This is a genomic window from Olleya sp. ITB9 (genome assembly GCF_001315805.1).
Lineage (GTDB): Bacteria > Bacteroidota > Bacteroidia > Flavobacteriales > Flavobacteriaceae > Olleya > Olleya sediminilitoris.
This window is the reverse complement of record NZ_BCBW01000025.1, coordinates 36809-55269: the sequence shown is the minus strand read 5'-3', so window position 1 is coordinate 55269 and position 18461 is coordinate 36809. Positions and strand designations below refer to the sequence as shown.

Genomic DNA, 18461 nt, shown 5'->3' with positions numbered 1-18461 from the left:
TATGGCTAAAGAATCAATGAAAGCCCGCGAGGTTAAGAGAGCAAAAACAGTTGCTAAATATGCTGAAAAACGTAAAGCTTTGAAAAAAGCTGGAGATTATGAAGCATTACAAAAGCTCCCAAAAAATGCTTCACCCGTACGTCAACATAATAGATGTAAATTAACAGGTAGACCAAAAGGTTATATGCGTACTTTTGGTATTTCTCGTGTAATGTTTAGAGAAATGGCTAACCAAGGGTTAATACCTGGTGTTAAAAAAGCAAGTTGGTAAAATTTTAATTGGTCTTAGGTTCGAAATATTTCGAAAACCAAGCCCGCAAATCAATACATATGTATACAGATCCAATAGCAGATTATTTAACTAGAATTAGAAACGCAGTGCGTGCTAATCACAGAGTAGTTGAAATACCTGCTTCAAATTTAAAAAAGAACATTACTAAAATATTATTCGATCAAGGATATATTTTAAGTTATAAGTTCGATGATTCTACTGTTCAAGGTACAATCAAAATTGCCTTAAAATACAATAAGGAAACAAAAGAACCTGTAATTAGAAAGTTACAAAGAATCAGTAAGCCTGGTTTACGTAAATATTCTAGTTCTACAGAATTACCACGTATCCTTAATGGATTAGGTATTGCTATAGTTTCTACTTCTCATGGAGTAATGACAGGAAAGCAAGCACAACGTGAAAACGTTGGTGGTGAAGTTTTATGTTACGTTTACTAATTTTTAAATCCAGAAGAAAATGTCAAGAATAGGAAATAATCCAGTTGCCATTCCAGAAGGAGTAACTGTAACAGTAGATAATAGCGTAATAACAGTAAAAGGAAAATTAGGAGAACTTAATCAACCTTTTGATACTGTTGACGTAAAAGTTGAAGATGGAAATGTATTAGTTACACGTTCTGCAGATACCAAAGATCAAAAAGCTAAGCATGGTTTATACCGTTCATTAGTTTTTAACATGATTGAAGGTGTATCTAAGGGGTGGACTAAAGAATTAGAACTAGTAGGTGTTGGATATAGAGCATCAAATCAAGGTAATGTCCTTGATTTAGCTTTAGGTTTTTCTCATAATATAGTGTTAAGTTTAGCTCCTGAAGTTAAAGTTGAAACAGTTTCTGATAAAGGAAAAAATCCAATAATCAAATTAACTTCTCATGATAAACAATTAGTAGGACAAGTTGCTGCTAAAATTAGAGGATTTAGAAGACCTGAGCCATACAAAGGAAAAGGTATTAAATTTGTAGGAGAAGTATTAAGAAGAAAAGCAGGTAAATCAGCATAATAATTAGTTATGGCGTTAACAAAAAACGAAAGACGAATAAGAATTAAAAACAGAATCCGTAAGGTTGTTTCTGGTACAGAAACTAGACCTAGATTAGCTGTTTTTAGAAGTAATAAAGAAATTTATGCTCAAATAGTAGATGATGTTAATGGTAAAACATTAGTTGCTTCATCTTCTAGAGATAAAGATATTGCTGCAAAAGGAAACAAAGTAGAAGTAGCTGCATTAGTAGGTAAGTCTATAGCAGAAAAAGCCTTAAAGGCTGGTGTTGAAACTATCGCTTTTGATAGAGGTGGTTACTTATATCATGGTAGAATAAAATCATTAGCTGAAGGAGCTAGAGAAGGAGGACTTAAATTCTAAGAAATTATGTATCAAAAATACAAAAGCGCAGAGTTAGTAAAACCAAGTGGATTAGATCTTAAAGATCGTTTAGTTGGTGTACAGAGAGTTACTAAAGTAACAAAAGGTGGTAGAGCATTTGGTTTTTCAGCAATCGTAGTGGTTGGTGATGAAGCTGGTGTTGTAGGACATGGTTTAGGAAAATCTAAAGATGTTGCTAGTGCTATCGCAAAAGCAATTGAAGATGCTAAGAAAAATTTAGTACGCATTCCTATCATGAAAGGTACATTGCCACATGAACAAAAAGGTAAATTTGGTGGAGCAAGAGTTAACATCATACCTGCAGCTCCTGGTACAGGAGTTATTGCTGGTGGAGCTGTAAGAACAGTTTTAGAAGCAGTTGGTGTACATGACGTATTATCTAAATCTCAAGGATCATCAAATCCTCATAACGTTGTAAAAGCAACTTTTGATGCTTTATTACAATTAAGAGATCCAAAGACGATTGCTCGTGAAAGAGGTATCTCTTTAGAAAAAGTTTTTAACGGTTAATCACAACAGCAATGTCTAAGATAAAAGTAACAAAAGTTAAAAGCGCAATCAACAGAACACAAAGACAAAAGAGAACTTTATTAGCTCTTGGTCTTAAAAAGATTGGGCAAACTATAGAACATGAGGCTACTCCTAATATTTTAGGTATGGTAGCAAAAGTAAATCACTTAGTTTCTGTTGAAGAAACTAAATAACAATACTGAAAATGGATTTAAGTAATTTAAAACCTGCACAAGGTTCAGTTAAAAGTCAAGGTAAAAGAATAGGTAGAGGACAAGGTTCTGGTAAAGGTGGTACTGCTACACGTGGTCACAAAGGTGCCAAGTCTAGATCTGGTTATTCTAAGAAAGTAGGTTTCGAGGGAGGGCAAATGCCACTTCAACGTAGAGTACCTAAATTTGGCTTTACTAATATAAATCGTAAAGAATATCAAGGTGTTAATCTTGATGTTATTCAACAATTAGTTGACGATAAAATTATTAATGACACTTTAGATTTTGATACTCTAGTAGAGTTAGGATTAGCTGGTAAAAACGAGCTAGTTAAAATTTTAGGAAGAGGAGAATTAAAAACTAAACTAAGTGTAACAGCTCATAAATTTACCGCTACTGCAAAGGCTGCAATTGAAGCAGCAGGAGGTGAAGCTGTAACTTTATAAGAACAATTGATCGCATGAAATTTATAGAGACATTAAAAAATGTTTGGAAAATTGAAGAACTGAGAAACAGAATCCTAGTCACTCTAGCTTTGTTATTAGTTTATCGTTTTGGAGCACAAGTAGTATTACCTGGTATTGATGCAACACAATTAGAAAGTTTACAATCTGGAACATCAGAAGGTATCTTTGGAATTTTAAATGCATTCACAGGAGGAGCATTTGCAAATGCTTCAGTATTTGCACTTGGTATTATGCCATATATTTCTGCTTCTATTGTAGTACAATTAATGGGAATTGCTATTCCTTATTTACAAAAACTGCAAAAAGAAGGTGCTAGTGGTCAGAAAAAAATCACTCAAATAACTAGATGGTTAACTATTGCAATTTGCTTAGTACAAGCACCAGGTTATTTAGCCAGTTTACAACCGATGTTTGGTATTCCAAGCTCTGCGTTTTTATTAGGACAAGGAGGAATGTTTTATTTTTCATCAATTGTTATTTTAGTTACAGGTTGTATCTTTGCAATGTGGTTAGGGGAAAAAATTACCGATAAAGGTATTGGTAATGGAATCTCATTATTAATTATGGTAGGTATTATTGCTACTTTACCTAAATCTTTTTTACAAAATGCTGCTTCTAGATTAGAAACAGGTAATAATGTAATGATGATTTTATTTGAAATCGTTATTTGGTTTGTTATTATCTTATTATCAATCTTATTGGTAATGGCTGTTCGTAAAATTGCGGTACAATATGCAAGAAGATCTGCAACTGGTGGATATGAAAAAAATGTTTTTGGTTCAAGACAATATATTCCTTTAAAGCTTAATGCTTCGGGAGTTATGCCAATTATATTTGCTCAAGCAATCATGTTTGTACCTGGTCTAATAGGTGGTTCATCTTTATTAAAAGATACTGCTTCAGGATTATGGTTACAATCTAATTTTTCAGATATCTTCGGATTCTGGTATAATTTAGTATTTGCTTTATTAATTATAATATTTACATATTTCTATACAGCAATCACAGTACCAACTAATAAGATGGCTGATGATTTAAAAAGAAGTGGAGGTTTCATTCCAGGCATTAGACCAGGATCTGAAACATCAGAATATTTAGATAAAATCATGTCACAAATAACTTTACCTGGTTCAATATTTTTAGCATTAATTGCTATCTTTCCAGCCTTTATTGTTAAGTTATTAAATGTACAACAAGGTTGGGCCTTATTTTTTGGAGGGACATCTTTATTAATTATGGTTGGAGTTGCAATAGATACTATGCAACAAGTAAATTCTTACTTGTTAAATAGACATTATGATGGCTTGATGAAAACAGGTAAAAACAGAAAAGCAGTAGCTTAATATTTTCACTATGGCAAAACAAGCAGCAATAGAACAAGACGGAACAATAATTGAAGCATTATCAAATGCTATGTTCCGTGTAGAATTAGAAAATGGTCATATTGTGACCGCACATATTTCGGGTAAGATGCGTATGCATTACATTAAGTTATTACCTGGAGATAAAGTAAAATTAGAAATGAGCCCTTACGATTTAAGTAAGGCTCGAATAACCTATAGATACTAATACGATGAAAGTAAGAGCATCAGTTAAAAAAAGAAGTGCAGATTGTAAAATTGTACGCAGAAAAGGTAGACTTTACGTCATTAACAAAAAGAATCCTAGATTCAAACAAAGACAAGGGTAATTATGGCAAGAATAGCAGGTGTAGACATACCAAAACAAAAAAGAGGAGTTATTTCTTTAACTTATATCTACGGTGTAGGTAGAAGTAGAGCTCAAGAAATTTTAGCAACAGCTAAAGTTGACGAAAGCATTAAAGTACAGGATTGGACAGATGATCAAATAGGAGCAATCCGTGATGCTGTTGGAACTTTTACTATTGAAGGTGAATTACGTTCTGAAACACAATTAAACATTAAGCGATTAATGGATATTGGATGTTACAGAGGTATACGTCATAGAGCTGGTTTACCTTTAAGAGGTCAACGTACTAAAAACAACTCTAGAACAAGAAAAGGTAGAAGAAAAACTGTTGCTAATAAGAAAAAAGCAACTAAATAATAATTTGGTCTTTAGTATTTAGACGTTGGAAGGAATCTGTTTGAAATTATAAAGGTTTAGGATTCTAACGACTATCAACTAAAACAAAGAACAATAAGAATATGGCAAAGACAAACGCTAAAAGTACAAAAAAACGTAAAGTTATTATTGATGCGGTTGGTGAAGCACACATTACAGCTTCATTTAACAACATCATTATCTCTCTTACCAACAAAAAAGGTGACGTAATTTCATGGTCATCTGCTGGTAAAATGGGATTTAGAGGATCTAAGAAAAACACTCCTTATGCAGCTCAATTAGCAGCAGAAGATGCTTCTGAAGTTGCAAAAGAAGCTGGATTGAAAAAAGTAAAAGTTTACGTTAAAGGACCAGGAAATGGTAGAGAATCTGCTATCCGTTCTATTCATAATGCAGGAATTGAAGTAACAGAAATTATAGATGTTACTCCATTACCACACAATGGATGTCGTCCTCCTAAAAGAAGAAGAGTTTAATCACGTTTTTTTACGTAATTAGTTCTACAATTAGCATTTAAAATTAATATCATCTGTATTCAGATGATATTAATTTTTTGTGTATATTTGCAAACTGAATTTAAAAACAAGTATCAACAAGAGATTAACGATTATCGAAGGATAAGATTAAGACCTTAATTCATAATCACTCTTAAAACAAATTAAAAATGGCAAGATATACTGGTCCTAAAACTAAAATAGCTCGTAAATTTGGAGAAGCTATCTTCGGAGATGATAAGTCTTTCGAAAAAAGAAATTACCCACCAGGTCAACATGGAAACAACAGAAGACGTGGTAAAAAATCTGAATATGCAATCCAGTTAATGGAGAAGCAAAAAGCTAAGTATACTTACGGTGTATTAGAGCGTCAATTCAGAAACATGTTTAAAAGAGCTACTGCTGCACCAGGAATTACAGGTGAAGTTTTATTACAATTATGTGAGTCTAGATTAGACAACGTTGTTTACAGAATGGGTATCTCTCCTTCTAGAAGTGGAGCAAGACAATTAGTATCACATAGACATATTACTGTAAACGGTGAGTTAGTTAACGTACCATCTTACCAACTTAAAGCTGGTGATGTAGTTGCTGTTAGAGAAAAGTCTAAATCATTAGAGGCTATCGATAGATCTTTATCTAATTCGAGTAATGTTTTTGAATGGATTACATGGAATAGCGAGAAAAAAGAAGGAACTTATGTTTCTGTTCCTGCTAGAATCCAGATTCCGGAAAACATTAATGAGCAATTCATCGTAGAATTATACTCTAAATAATATATATTAATCACATTGGTATTTAGCCAAAGGGTTTATTTGTGATCTTCAAGCTTATAAACCGCGCAACTAAATAACAATTAAAACGAAGACATATGGCAGTATTTAATTTTCAGAAGCCCGACAAAGTAATCATGATTGATTCTACTGATTTCGAAGGTAAATTCGAATTCAGACCATTAGAACCAGGTTACGGTCTAACAGTAGGAAATGCTTTAAGAAGAGTTTTATTATCTTCTTTAGAAGGATTTGCTATCACATCTGTTAGAGTAGAAGGTGTAGATCACGAATTTTCAGCAATCGCAGGTGTTGTTGAAGATATGACAGAAATAATTTTAAACTTAAAACAAGTTCGTTTTAAGCGTCAAATAGAAGATGTTGACAATGAGTCAATTTCTATTTCTATTTCTGGTCAAGACAAAATTGTAGCAGGTGACTTTCAGAAGTTTATATCTGGATTTCAAGTTTTAAATACAGATCAAGTTATCTGTAATCTTGATTCTAAGGTTAACATTAACATGGAAATCACTATTGAAAGAGGAAGAGGTTACGTTCCTGCAGAAGAAAATAAAAAAGCTTCAGCACCTATTGGAACAATCTTTACTGATTCAATTTACACACCAATCAAAAATGTTAAGTATAGCATTGAAAATTACCGTGTAGAGCAAAAAACTGACTATGAAAAATTAGTTTTTGAAATTCAAACTGACGGATCAATTAGTCCTCAAGATGCCTTAACAGAAGCTGCTAAGACTTTAATACACCACTTTATGTTATTCTCTGATGAGCGTATAACATTAGAGGCTGATGAAATTGCACAAACTGAAACTTATGATGAAGAATCTCTTCATATGAGACAGTTACTTAAAACTAAATTAGTTGATATGGACCTATCTGTTCGTGCTCTTAATTGTTTAAAGGCTGCAGAAGTAGATACTTTAGGAGACTTAGTATCTTTTAATAAAAATGATTTAATGAAGTTCCGTAACTTCGGTAAAAAATCTTTAACTGAGCTAGAAGAATTAGTAAATGTTAAAGGTCTTAATTTCGGAATGGACTTATCAAAATATAAACTAGATAAAGACTAATACATCATATTTTGCTCCTCAAAAGAGTAGAAGCAAGATGATGATTAAATTTTAAATGTCATGAGACACGGAAAAAAAATTAACCACTTAGGTAGAAAAACAGCTCACAGAAAATCAATGTTAGCTAACATGGCTTGTTCTTTAATAGAGCACAAACGTATCAATACTACGGTTGCAAAAGCTAAAGCATTACAAGGATTTATTGAGCCAATGATTACTAAGTCAAAAGATGATACTACTCATAATAGACGTATCGTTTTTTCAAAGTTACGTCAAAAAGAAGCTGTAACTGAATTATTCAGAGACGTAGCTGCTAAAATTGGTGATCGTCCAGGTGGATATACAAGAATTATCAAGTTAGGTAACCGTCTAGGTGATAACGCTGATATGGCTATGATCGAATTAGTAGACTACAACGAAATCTACAATGCTGATAAAAAAGCTAAAAAATCGACTCGTAGAAGTAGAAGAGGAGGAAGTAATAAAACAGTTACTCCACCTGTAGCAACTAACGAAGAAGAATAAATGTTAATAAGCATTTAATATAAAAAGGATAATCTATTTTAGATTATCCTTTTTTTTATGCAATTTTGCTAAACTTTTTTAAAGACTATGAAGTATCAAAAATTAAAAAAAGCATTAATCTTATTAGAAGATGGTACCATTTTTCATGGTAAAGCTGTAGGTAGAGAGGGATCTGCATTTGGAGAAGTCTGTTTCAATACAGGTATGACTGGTTATCAAGAAATTTTTACTGATCCATCTTATTTTGGTCAATTAATGGTAACGACCAATGCACACATAGGTAACTATGGTGTTAATGATGAAGAAGTAGAATCTGATTCAATTAAAATAGCTGGTTTGATTTGTAAAAATTTCAGTTATGATTATTCTAGAGAAGACTCTAATGGTTCATTAGAAGATTTCTTAAATGAAAATAACCTATTAGCTATTTCAGATGTTGATACGCGTGCATTAGTAAGCTATATTAGAGATAATGGAGCCATGAATGCTGTTATTACAACTGAAGTTGATGACGTTGATTCTCTTAAAAAACAATTATCAGAGATACCATCTATGAATGGTTTAGAGCTTGCCTCTAAAGTATCTACTAAAACGCCTTATTTTGTTGGTGACGAAAACGCTTCAATTAAAATAGCAGCTTTGGATATTGGAATCAAAAAAAATATACTACGTAACCTTGTTAAACGTGATGCTTACGTAAAGGTGTTTCCTTATAACTCTACTTTTGAAGATTTAAAAGCATGGAATCCTGATGGATATTTTTTATCAAATGGTCCTGGTGATCCTCAACCTCTGGTAGAAGCACAAACATTAGCAAAACAAGTTATTGAAAATGATTTGCCTTTATTTGGTATTTGTTTAGGTCATCAAGTTATTGCTTTAGCTAACGGTATTTCAACTTACAAGATGCATAATGGTCATAGAGGAATTAATCATCCTGTAAAAAATCTAGTAACAGGTAAAGGTGAAATAACTTCTCAAAATCACGGTTTTGCAGTCAATAGAGAAGAGGCAGAAGCTCATCCTGATTTAGAGATTACACATGTTCATCTAAACGACAATACAGTTGCTGGTTTAAAAATGAAATCTAAAAATGTGTTTTCTGTTCAGTATCATCCAGAAGCAAGTCCTGGTCCACACGACTCTTCTTATCTATTTGATCAATTTATAGAAAATATAAAAAATAAGTAATACTAAAAAGACAACGATTTTAAATATTCGTTGTCTTTTTTCTTTTACTAAATCGTTATAGATAAAATTTTATGTATTTCTTGTATATTTCCTATTTATAGCTGAAAATTTAATATTAAATTTGAAATTAATAAACTAAAAATCACATATATGAGTATTATAATTAATGTTCACGCGAGACAAATTTTTGATTCAAGAGGAAACCCAACTGTTGAAGTAGATGTAGAAACAGAAAATGGTTATGTTGGTAGAGCAGCAGTACCATCAGGAGCATCAACAGGAGAGCATGAAGCTGTAGAACTTCGTGATGGTGGAGAAAAATTTATGGGAAAAGGCGTAACTAAAGCAGTTGATAACGTAAATTCAGTACTTGCTGAAGAGTTATTAGGTGTTAATGTTTTTGAACAAAATTATATAGATACCTTAATGTGTAAAATTGATGGTACACCTAATAAATCTAAATTAGGAGCTAATGCTATTTTAGGAGTGTCTTTAGCTGTAGCTAAAGCTGCATCTGCAGAGTTAGGTATGCCATTATACAGATATGTTGGAGGTGTTAGTGCTAACACACTACCTGTACCAATGATGAATATTATAAATGGAGGATCACATAGTGATGCACCAATTGCATTTCAAGAATTTATGGTGATGCCTGTAAAAGCTAAAAACTTTTCACATGCATTACAGATGGGAACTGAAATTTTCCATAACCTTAAAAAGGTATTACATGACAGAGGTTTAAGTACAGCTGTTGGTGATGAAGGTGGTTTTGCACCTAACCTTGAAGGTGGTACAGAAGATGCTCTAGAAACCATTGCTTTAGCTGTTAAAAACGCTGGTTATACATTAGGAGATGATGTGATGATTGCTTTAGATTGTGCTGCTGCAGAATTTTTTGTTGATGGTAAATATGATTACACAAAATTTGAAGGTGAAGCTGGTAAAGTAAGAACAAGTAAAGAGCAAGCTGATTATTTAGCTGAATTATCTAAAAATTATCCAATTATTTCTATTGAAGATGGTATGGATGAAAATGATTGGGAAGGTTGGAAATATTTAACAGAACAAATAGGTGATAAAGTACAATTAGTTGGTGATGATTTATATGTCACTAATGTAGAGCGTTTATCAAAAGGAATTTCGCAAGACATTGCAAATTCAATATTAATTAAGGTAAACCAAATTGGAACATTAACCGAAACAATTGCAGCTGTAAATATGGCTCATAATGCAGGTTATACCTCAGTAATGTCACACAGATCAGGTGAGACAGAAGATAATACAATTGCAGACTTAGCAGTTGCTTTAAATTGTGGTCAAATTAAGACAGGATCTGCATCTAGAAGTGATCGTATGGCTAAGTACAATCAGTTACTTCGTATAGAAGAAGAATTAGGTGACGTAGCTTACTATCCAAAAGAAAATGCATTTAAAATTAAACGATAATTTAATTTTAAATTAAAAATTTAATAAAGTCTTTCAATTAATTTTGGAAGACTTTTTGGTTTTAATACTAGCAATAAAGATTTCTTATACTAAAATTGTTAAAAGCATTATAAATACGCTTTCTAAATCGTTATAGTTTTTGTAAATTTACAGACCAAATTAACATCAAATAAATCAATATACATGTCAAATAAAGCAACGCTTGAAATTAATGGAGAAAAACACGACTTTCCATTAATTGTAGGTACTGAAAATGAAATAGGAATAGATATCAAAACACTTAGATCTGCTACAGGGGGAGTTACTACAATTGATCCAGGTTTTAAAAACACAGGGTCTTGTGAAAGTGCTATTACCTTTTTAGATGGAGAAAAAGGAATCTTAAGATATAGAGGATATTCTATTGAAGAATTAGCTGAAAAAGCAGATTTCCTAGAAGTAGCTTATTTGTTAATATTTGGTGAATTACCAACGCAAGATCAACTTGACAAGTTTCATAGTGATATTAAAGAGGAATCTCATGTTGATGAAGACTTAAAGAAAATTTTAGAAGCTTTTCCTAAGTCAGCTCACCCTATGGGAGTTTTATCTTCATTAACTAGTGCTTTAACAGCATTTAATCCGTCTTCTGTAAATGTAGATTCTGAAGAGGATATGTACAAAGCCATAGTTAAGATATTAGGTAAATTCCCTGTATTAGTAGCATGGACAATGCGTAAAAGAAAAGGGCAACCTTTAAATTACGGAAGCAAAAACTTAGGCTATGTGGAAAACATCTTAAAAATGATGTTTGAAAAGCCAAATGAAGATTACGTACAAAATGACATCTTGTTAAATGCTTTAGATAAGTTATTAATCCTTCATGCAGATCATGAGCAAAACTGTTCTACATCAACTGTAAGAGTTGTTGGATCATCTCACGCAGGATTATTTGCATCTTTATCTTCGGGTATTTCTGCACTTTGGGGACCATTACATGGTGGAGCAAACCAAGCTGTATTAGAAATGTTAGAAGCTATTAAAGAAGATGGTGGAGACACTAAAAAGTTTATGGCTAAAGCTAAGGATAAAGAAGATCCTTTCCGTTTAATGGGCTTTGGACACAGAGTTTACAAAAACTTTGATCCAAGAGCAAAAATTATTAAAGTTGCTGCAGATGAAGTTTTAGGTGATTTAGGAATTGAAGATCCAGTTTTAGATATTGCTAAAGGTTTAGCCTCTGAAGCTTTAAGCGATGACTATTTTGTTAAAAGAAAACTATATCCAAACGTAGATTTCTATTCAGGTATTATATACAGATCTATGGGTATTCCTGTAGAAATGTTTACTGTAATGTTTGCTTTAGGTCGCTTACCAGGTTGGATTGCACAATGGAAAGAAATGAGACTACGTAAAGAACCAATCGGACGTCCAAGACAAATTTACATTGGTGAAAACTTAAGATCTTTCAAGTCAATTTCAGAAAGATAAAAATTAATAAATTACACAATAAAAAGCTTCATAAATATTTATGAAGCTTTTTTATATCTTTACTTTATGTTAAAAATTAATGTAAAAAACGAAACCTCTAGATTAAGAGCTGTCGTTTTAGGAACAGCAGCTAGTAATGGTCCAACACCAAAACTAGAAGAAGCTTACGATCCAAAATCTTTATTGCATATCAAAGCAGGTACTTATCCAATTGAAGCAGATATGGTTAATGAAATGGAAGCAGTAGTAACTATTTTTGAAAAATATGATGTTAAAGTTTATAGACCAGAATTAATCAAAGATTGTAATCAAATTTTTGCTAGAGATATTGCGTTTGTTATTGATGATGTTTTTATTAAAGCAAATATTCTTCCAGATCGTGAAAACGAATTAGAAGCAATACAATACGTTATAGACCAAATAAATCCTGAAAAAGTAATTAGACCTCCAGAGGAAGTACACATTGAAGGTGGTGATGTAATGTTATGGAATGACTATATTTTTGTGGGAACTTACAGAGGTGAAGACTACTCTGATTATATTGTTGCAAGAACAAATAAGGCAGGAGTTGATTTTATTACCCAACAATTTCCGGATAAAAAAGTAATGAGCTTTGATTTAAATAAATCTCAAACTAATCCATATGATAACGCCTTACATTTAGATTGCTGTTTTCAACCAATTGGAACTAATAAAGCTATTTTACACAAAGAAGGTTTTAGAGATGAGTCTGAATTTGAATGGTTATTAAACTTTTTTGGAAAAGACAATTGTTTTATTATTTCTAAGGAAGAAATGTTTAATATGAATAGTAATATATTTAGTATTTCTGAAAACGTTATTATTTCAGAACAAAATTTTACTAGACTTAATACTTGGTTAAGAGACAAAGGATTTACAGTTGAAGAAGTTCCTTATGCTGAAATAGCAAAGCAAGAAGGTTTGTTAAGATGTAGTACAATGCCTTTATTAAGAGATTAGATAGTTGTTTAAAAATTTATAAAAACGTCCAAAATTAGATTTTGGACGTTTTTTTATTTATAATCTCTGCATTAAACTAATGCACCATTGGCCCCAATAACTTGTCCAGATATCCATTTAGAGTCATCACTAGCTAAAAATAACACAACATTTGCTATATCAATTGGTTTAGCTAGTCTATTAAAAGCAGTTTTAGAGGCTAGGTTTTTAATAGTCTCTTCAGATTTTCCTTTTAAAAATAGTTCGGTTTCTGTCGCTCCAGGAGCAATAGCGTTTACAGAAATACCACGACCTATTTCTTGAGAATATACTCTTGTAATCTGTTCAACAGCTGCTTTTGTTGCAGAATATATAGAATAGGTTGGTAACATTAGTTTTGTAGTACTTGATGAAAAGTTAATAATAATTCCATTATCAGCAAGCTTACTATCCGCTTCTTGTAATGTATTAAATATTCCGCCAACATTAACTTCAAATTGTCTTTTAAAATCTTGTTCTGTAGTATCTTTTAAATGTTTAGAAATCATAATTCCAGCATTGTTAACTAAAACATCTACTTTTCCATAAGTTTCAATAGTTTTATCAAATAACTTAGTGACTTCATCTTTATTACTTACGTCGGCTTGTATGGCAATTGCTAATCCTCCATTATTAGTAATAGTGTTGACTGTATTATTAGCTTCTTCTTCACTATTTGAATAATTAACAATTACTGTAGCACCATTTTTTGCTAGTACAATTGCGACTTCTTTTCCAATACCTCTAGAAGATCCTGTTACAATTATGACTTTATTTTTAAGTTTCATATGCTTTTTATTTTAGTTTTATTAGTTGTTCTGCAATTAATTTCAAATTAGATTCATTTATTTCAGGTGCATCAGCTAAAGGATAAAGTTGAGCGCCTGGTCTACTAACAAAAGCAGTTCTCCAGTTAGCCCAAATGGCTCCAGCAATGTCCCAACCATGTGCTGCAACTAACATACACTCGTTTGGATTTAAACCACTTTTTCTAGCAGCCCAATCATAAGCATCAGTATGTGGTTTAAATTTACCAATATCTTCAATACTATACCTATCATCAAAATATTGAGTTAAGCCAGCGTTTTCAAATTGTGTTTTAACACCTTTGTTAGATGAGTTTGTAAAAGATATTAATTTATAACCAGCATCTTTTAGTGCTTGTAATGATGCTTTAACTTCTGGGTGAGCAGGTAATGATCTAATAGGTCCTAAAATAGAGTTTTTTGCATCTTCTTCCGTAAGTGTAATTCCGTTATTTTTAGCGACCATTTGTAAAGCTGCTGCACCAATAATACCAAAATCATTATACTGTCTTCCAACAGTTGATACCAATGAGTATTGTAGCATTGTGGTAAACCATAATTTTAATAAATCTTTTCTACCACCAAGTGCATCTGCTACACTTTTTTTCATGGCTGTTAGGTCAAGTAAAGTTTCGTTAACATCAAAAAATAAGACTTTTGGTCTTAGATCTGTTATTATTTTAGAATTTGAATTATTGTCTGTTGAATTAGCCATTCCAAATTGTGGTATTGCAGCTCCACCTAAACTTAATAAAGCTGTATTTTTAATAAAATCTCTTCTTTTGTTACTCATTTTATTTGATGTTCTTAAAACATACTTGTTGGTATGTTTTAGGTTAAAAAAAATTAATTTTTAATTTGTCGTAGATAAATAGATAGTCCTAGAAGGTAGTCATCCAGTATTAAATCATCATTATACAATTTTCTAATACCTCTAATACCTTCAAACGCACTAATTAAGTAAACAGCGATTGCTTTACTTGAAAGCGTGTTTTTAATAGTTTTTTCAGCTTGACCTCTTTCTATTAAAGTCATTAAAGATAGTTTCCAGTTTTCTACTATGTTTTTAAGGGCTAATTGATAAGCAACTTCATGATCACCAATTTCGTTAATTAAATTATTCATCGGACAGCCATGTTGTTTTTCAAAAAAGGGAAAAGATTTTAAGCGATTTAAAAATACATTTTCCAATATATTAAATGCATTACCAGTTTGTTTTAAAGGTAAAATCATTCCATTAACAACTCTTTTTTCAACTTTTAAAGTTATGACTTCTAATCCAAGTTGTTTTTTGTTTTTGTAATGATGGTAAAAGGCTCCTTTACTTAAAGTTGTAGCTTTCATTATTTTATCAATACTAGTAGATTTAAATCCAGACTTGTAAAAAAGATTAAAGGCGTTATCTAGTATTAATTGTTTAGTTAATTCTGATTTTAATTCTTGCTGCATGACGTAAAAATATAAAAAAATACCAGTTAGTATGTTTTTGTGAGTTATAATAGTTTGTTAATTAATTTTAAGAGAATTTAAAACCAAATTCTAAAACTCACATTTGGAGTCAGTCCTAATGACACGTTTTCGATTTTAGAAATCTCATTATTATTTATGGTGTAGTAGGTATTTAAGATGTTTTCTTTGTTTAAAATATTCCAAATTGAAGCTCCAAATTCGGCTTTATTTTGTCCTAATTTAAATTGATAAGTAGAGGATAGGTCAGCTCTTATATAATCATCCAAACGACTACTATTTGGTTTTTGATAGTTGATGGTGTTATTTAATATTGGATTTTGAGCATCTGGTTGAGTGTAAGGTTTTCCTGTATGCCAATTTACACCAAATGCAACTTTTAATTGTTGCCAATTATAGGTGCTACCAAAGTTTATTTGATGTTGTACATCAAAATTACTTGCAAATTTTTGACCTTGATTTAGGGCTTTAAATACATAGTTGTTATTACTGTAACTGTAGCTAACCCAAGTACTAAAATCTTTTATTTTTTTATTTATTAAAACATCAATTCCTTTGACATCATAGCGACCTAATGCATTGGTGTATTGGTATTGATTTTGAAATCCTTGATTACGTGTAGTAATACCATCGACTAGTTTGTAATAGCCTTCTGTACTAATCAACCATTTATTTTTATTAAAGGATAGTCCTAAACTAATTTGTTTACTTTTTTGAATTGGTATTGTGTTATTGTTGGCTAAAACCCATCGTCTTTTTTCAACACCTAAAAAGTCATTTTGGAAATCTATAATTTGTGAAGTACTTTGACTTTTATGTTCACCTGTAATTTCGGCTTTAAAATGTTTCAAAAAATGATGACTTAAATATAGTCTTGGTTCTGTAATAGAAATATTGAATTTCCTGAAATAGTTATGTCGTACTCCTAATTTTAATACTGTTTTTTTATTTTTTGTACGAAGCTCAGTTTCCGCGAAAGCGCTAAAAGTACGAAGTACACGTCTAAGATTACGTTTAAATAAAGGTGTGTTGATTTCTTCTATATTACTTATTGCTATTTGACTAAATTGAAGCCCAGTATTAACGTTAATTAAAGGGGTGAATTTATAATTGGCATCAAGATTAAATCCATTATCAATGACCTTGTTTTCTTGTACTAAACGTTGATTATTGGTGATGTCGTAATCTGTAGATTTTAAATCGTAATTGGTGTAATAACCACTAAAATTAGTTGTAAACTGATGGTTCCAATCTCGTTTATACTGTATGGAAGATGCTCGGTTTTGTTGTATTAATTGGTTACTTGTGTTTTGTGAAGTATCACTGTTATAGGTTTCTTCAAAATCTAATTGATTGAATATGTTTAAAAGTGTAAATCTAATCTTGTCTTTGGGACTTAAATCATGTAATAATTTTAATGCAATATCACTAAACCTAAAAACCTCTTTACTTGTGGTATAAGTTTCGTTATTTGTTACATCAGAATCCTGAAAGACACGTTTAAAATATTGATTATAAGTAGGTGTGTTTAATACATCTGTTAAAGATCGTCTAGTTGCTAATTGTAGTTGTGTGTCTTTGGCTAACGGAATGACAGCAAAGCCATCTGCTGTAATCATATTTAAACCAATTCCTGCATTTAAATCTTGATTTGTGTTGTCTAACAATTGCATGTCTACAACACCCGAAACTCCGTCGCCAAATCGTGCAGTAGTACCATTTTTAATAACCTCAACGTGTTTTGTTAAATAAGGGTTAAATGCAGATATTAGTCCAAAGAAATGACCAGATTGATACATTTTTATTCCATCGTAAAGTATTAGATTTTGGTCGTGTGTACCACCTCTTACATTAATGTTTGAAACGGTTTCATCTACACTTAAAACACCAGGAATAGCTTGAATGGTTTGTAAAATATCAGGTTCTATCAGACCTGGTAATAATCCAAAAGATTTAGGACTAATAGTTATGTTACCAGATTTGTTTTTATGGATACCTTTTGTAAGTATATTGGAGACAACAACTTCGTCTAGTTTTTGAAAACTAAAATTATTTTTTGTTGTGGAAACGGTAATAAAATGATCATCTAAGAGATTGAATTTTAAACCTGTTTGATTTTCTATGTTACTTAAAATACTAGATAATTCGTCTTTACTATCATAGGTAACCATAACACCTTTTATGGTTTGATCTGCATAAGAAAAACTAACCTTAAATTGATACTCTAAGGTTGATAATACATCTAAAAGAGGCTGCTTTTTTTGGCCATAAACAGAGTAGCTAAAAACCAGTAATATAAATATTTGTACAGTAGCTTTTAACGATTTACTCACGCGTTAAAATAATAGTGTTGTTAACTTTTTTGTATTGTAACTGCAATGGTTGTGTTATGGATTGCAATGCAATTGTAATATCATCATGCGCAAATTTACCAGAAAACAATACGTTTTGGTCAAAGTTTTTAGCATCAATTTTAACGTTGTATTGTCTTTCAAATTCTGCTAATACTTGGTTTAACGGAACACTAATAAAGCTACTAACATTGTTGATCCAATCAGGATTATGTTTTGTAACAGGATGACTATTTATGGTTTTATTATTGATAATTAAAAACGATTGACCTGCATTTAATATTGTTTTTTTATCATTTGATTGTACGCTTACAATACCTTCAAAACAAGTAACTTCAAAATAATTTAAACGTTGTTTTACATTAAATTGTGTTCCAATAACAGTAACTGTACCTGAAGGTGTTATGACATTAAAAGTGCTACCTTTTTCGACTTTAAAAAATGCTTCTCCTTTTAGTGAAACTTCACGTGTTTTAGAGGTCCATTGGTTTGTATTGTAAGTTATACTTGATTGTGCATTTAAATTTACAGAAGAATTATCAGGTAATTCAATGATGCTTTTTTCAGCTAATTGTGTTACAATAACAGTATCTAAAGTGGTTGTGTAATAATAAGCACCAAAACAAATTGCTAAAATTGCAGCAATTTTTAAAACAGGTGTCCACCAATTTTTGTTAGCTTTAGGTGTCTTGTTTACTTTAGATAAAACAGCATTATAATTTGCTTCGGTATCAAAATTAGGAGCTTTAAAACCTTGACTATAATTAGATAATTTAATAATAGCATCATAATCCTCAAGAGCTTTAAATGCTTCAAGCTCTTGTGGTGTCAGGTTATTATCTAACCATTTTAATATTAATTGTTCTTTATCCATAACTTCAATTCAACAATAAAACAAG

The 18461-nt window shown here is 31.4% G+C and carries 24 protein-coding genes; 19 read left to right on the top strand and 5 right to left on the bottom strand.

Going from position 1 to position 18461, the window contains the following annotated elements:
- Position 1 precedes the first annotated feature (1 nt).
- From rpsN to ITB9_RS06885, 19 genes are all read left to right on the top strand, one after another.
- Positions 2-271, top strand: coding sequence for a 30S ribosomal protein S14 (gene rpsN, locus ITB9_RS06970; RefSeq protein ID WP_028289254.1), 270 nt, complete (start codon positions 2-4; stop codon positions 269-271).
- 59 nt (positions 272-330) lie between these two features.
- Complete coding sequence (gene rpsH, locus ITB9_RS06965) at positions 331-729, top strand: 30S ribosomal protein S8 (RefSeq protein ID WP_028289255.1); 399 nt, start codon at positions 331-333, stop codon at positions 727-729.
- A 19-nt stretch (positions 730-748) separates the two neighbouring features.
- Positions 749-1291, top strand: coding sequence for a 50S ribosomal protein L6 (rplF, locus tag ITB9_RS06960; RefSeq protein WP_028289256.1), 543 nt, complete (start codon positions 749-751; stop codon positions 1289-1291).
- Positions 1292-1300: 9 nt separating this feature from the next.
- A complete protein-coding gene (rplR, locus tag ITB9_RS06955) occupies positions 1301-1654 on the top strand; it encodes a 50S ribosomal protein L18 (protein WP_028289257.1) in 354 nt (117 codons plus the stop codon).
- A gap of 6 nt (positions 1655-1660) precedes the next feature.
- Positions 1661-2185 carry a 30S ribosomal protein S5 gene (gene rpsE / locus ITB9_RS06950; RefSeq protein WP_028289258.1) on the top strand — a complete coding sequence of 175 codons (525 nt, stop codon included), beginning with the start codon at positions 1661-1663 and terminating at the stop codon, positions 2183-2185.
- Positions 2186-2196: 11 nt separating this feature from the next.
- Positions 2197-2379, top strand: coding sequence for a 50S ribosomal protein L30 (rpmD, locus tag ITB9_RS06945; protein WP_028283887.1), 183 nt, complete (start codon positions 2197-2199; stop codon positions 2377-2379).
- Positions 2380-2390: 11 nt separating this feature from the next.
- Positions 2391-2843 (top strand): 50S ribosomal protein L15, encoded by a 453-nt coding sequence (gene rplO, locus ITB9_RS06940; protein WP_028289259.1) that lies wholly within the window; start codon positions 2391-2393, stop codon positions 2841-2843.
- A 14-nt stretch (positions 2844-2857) separates the two neighbouring features.
- Positions 2858-4207, top strand: a complete 1350-nt coding sequence (secY, locus tag ITB9_RS06935) for a preprotein translocase subunit SecY (RefSeq protein ID WP_054851674.1) — start codon at positions 2858-2860, stop codon at positions 4205-4207.
- Positions 4208-4217: 10 nt separating this feature from the next.
- Complete coding sequence (gene infA / locus ITB9_RS06930) at positions 4218-4433, top strand: translation initiation factor IF-1 (protein WP_028289261.1); 216 nt, start codon at positions 4218-4220, stop codon at positions 4431-4433.
- A gap of 4 nt (positions 4434-4437) precedes the next feature.
- A complete protein-coding gene (gene ykgO / locus ITB9_RS15340) occupies positions 4438-4554 on the top strand; it encodes a type B 50S ribosomal protein L36 (RefSeq protein WP_013305171.1) in 117 nt (38 codons plus the stop codon).
- Positions 4555-4556: 2 nt separating this feature from the next.
- Entirely contained in the window at positions 4557-4931 is a 375-nt protein-coding gene (gene rpsM / locus ITB9_RS06925) for a 30S ribosomal protein S13 (RefSeq protein WP_028289262.1), read from the top strand.
- A gap of 101 nt (positions 4932-5032) precedes the next feature.
- On the top strand, positions 5033-5425 hold the full coding sequence (gene rpsK / locus ITB9_RS06920) for a 30S ribosomal protein S11 (protein WP_028283891.1): 393 nt from the start codon (positions 5033-5035) through the stop codon (positions 5423-5425).
- A gap of 188 nt (positions 5426-5613) precedes the next feature.
- A complete protein-coding gene (gene rpsD, locus ITB9_RS06915; protein WP_028289263.1) occupies positions 5614-6219 on the top strand; it encodes a 30S ribosomal protein S4 in 606 nt (201 codons plus the stop codon).
- A 95-nt stretch (positions 6220-6314) separates the two neighbouring features.
- Positions 6315-7307 (top strand): DNA-directed RNA polymerase subunit alpha, encoded by a 993-nt coding sequence (locus ITB9_RS06910; protein ID WP_028606956.1) that lies wholly within the window; start codon positions 6315-6317, stop codon positions 7305-7307.
- 60 nt (positions 7308-7367) lie between these two features.
- A complete protein-coding gene (rplQ, locus tag ITB9_RS06905) occupies positions 7368-7832 on the top strand; it encodes a 50S ribosomal protein L17 (protein WP_028289265.1) in 465 nt (154 codons plus the stop codon).
- Between the two features lie 87 nt (positions 7833-7919).
- Positions 7920-9023 (top strand): glutamine-hydrolyzing carbamoyl-phosphate synthase small subunit, encoded by a 1104-nt coding sequence (gene carA / locus ITB9_RS06900; protein WP_028606958.1) that lies wholly within the window; start codon positions 7920-7922, stop codon positions 9021-9023.
- 150 nt (positions 9024-9173) lie between these two features.
- Positions 9174-10469, top strand: coding sequence for a phosphopyruvate hydratase (gene eno / locus ITB9_RS06895; protein ID WP_028289267.1), 1296 nt, complete (start codon positions 9174-9176; stop codon positions 10467-10469).
- A gap of 183 nt (positions 10470-10652) precedes the next feature.
- Entirely contained in the window at positions 10653-11939 is a 1287-nt protein-coding gene (locus ITB9_RS06890; RefSeq protein WP_028289268.1) for a citrate synthase, read from the top strand.
- A gap of 66 nt (positions 11940-12005) precedes the next feature.
- On the top strand, positions 12006-12920 hold the full coding sequence (locus ITB9_RS06885; protein WP_054851673.1) for a dimethylarginine dimethylaminohydrolase family protein: 915 nt from the start codon (positions 12006-12008) through the stop codon (positions 12918-12920).
- 71 nt (positions 12921-12991) lie between these two features.
- On the opposite strand, the gene ITB9_RS06880 is transcribed toward ITB9_RS06885, so the two are convergent.
- The 5 genes from ITB9_RS06880 to ITB9_RS06860 form a co-directional block, all read right to left on the bottom strand.
- Positions 12992-13726 carry an SDR family oxidoreductase gene (locus tag ITB9_RS06880; RefSeq protein WP_054851672.1) on the bottom strand — a complete coding sequence of 245 codons (735 nt, stop codon included), beginning with the start codon at positions 13724-13726 and terminating at the stop codon, positions 12992-12994.
- Positions 13727-13733: 7 nt separating this feature from the next.
- The gene (locus tag ITB9_RS06875) at positions 13734-14537 is read right to left on the bottom strand and encodes a haloacid dehalogenase type II (RefSeq protein WP_054851671.1); all 804 of its coding nucleotides are present in this window, start codon (positions 14535-14537) and stop codon (positions 13734-13736) included.
- A gap of 53 nt (positions 14538-14590) precedes the next feature.
- Positions 14591-15193, bottom strand: coding sequence for a TetR/AcrR family transcriptional regulator (locus ITB9_RS06870; RefSeq protein ID WP_054851670.1), 603 nt, complete (start codon positions 15191-15193; stop codon positions 14591-14593).
- Between the two features lie 77 nt (positions 15194-15270).
- On the bottom strand, positions 15271-17544 hold the full coding sequence (locus ITB9_RS06865; protein ID WP_261975576.1) for a TonB-dependent siderophore receptor: 2274 nt from the start codon (positions 17542-17544) through the stop codon (positions 15271-15273).
- Positions 17537-18436: a FecR family protein gene (locus ITB9_RS06860; RefSeq protein ID WP_054851669.1), complete on the bottom strand. Its 900-nt coding sequence runs from the start codon at positions 18434-18436 to the stop codon at positions 17537-17539. Before ITB9_RS06860 ends, ITB9_RS06865 begins: the two co-directional genes overlap by 8 nt.
- Positions 18437-18461 lie beyond the last annotated feature (25 nt).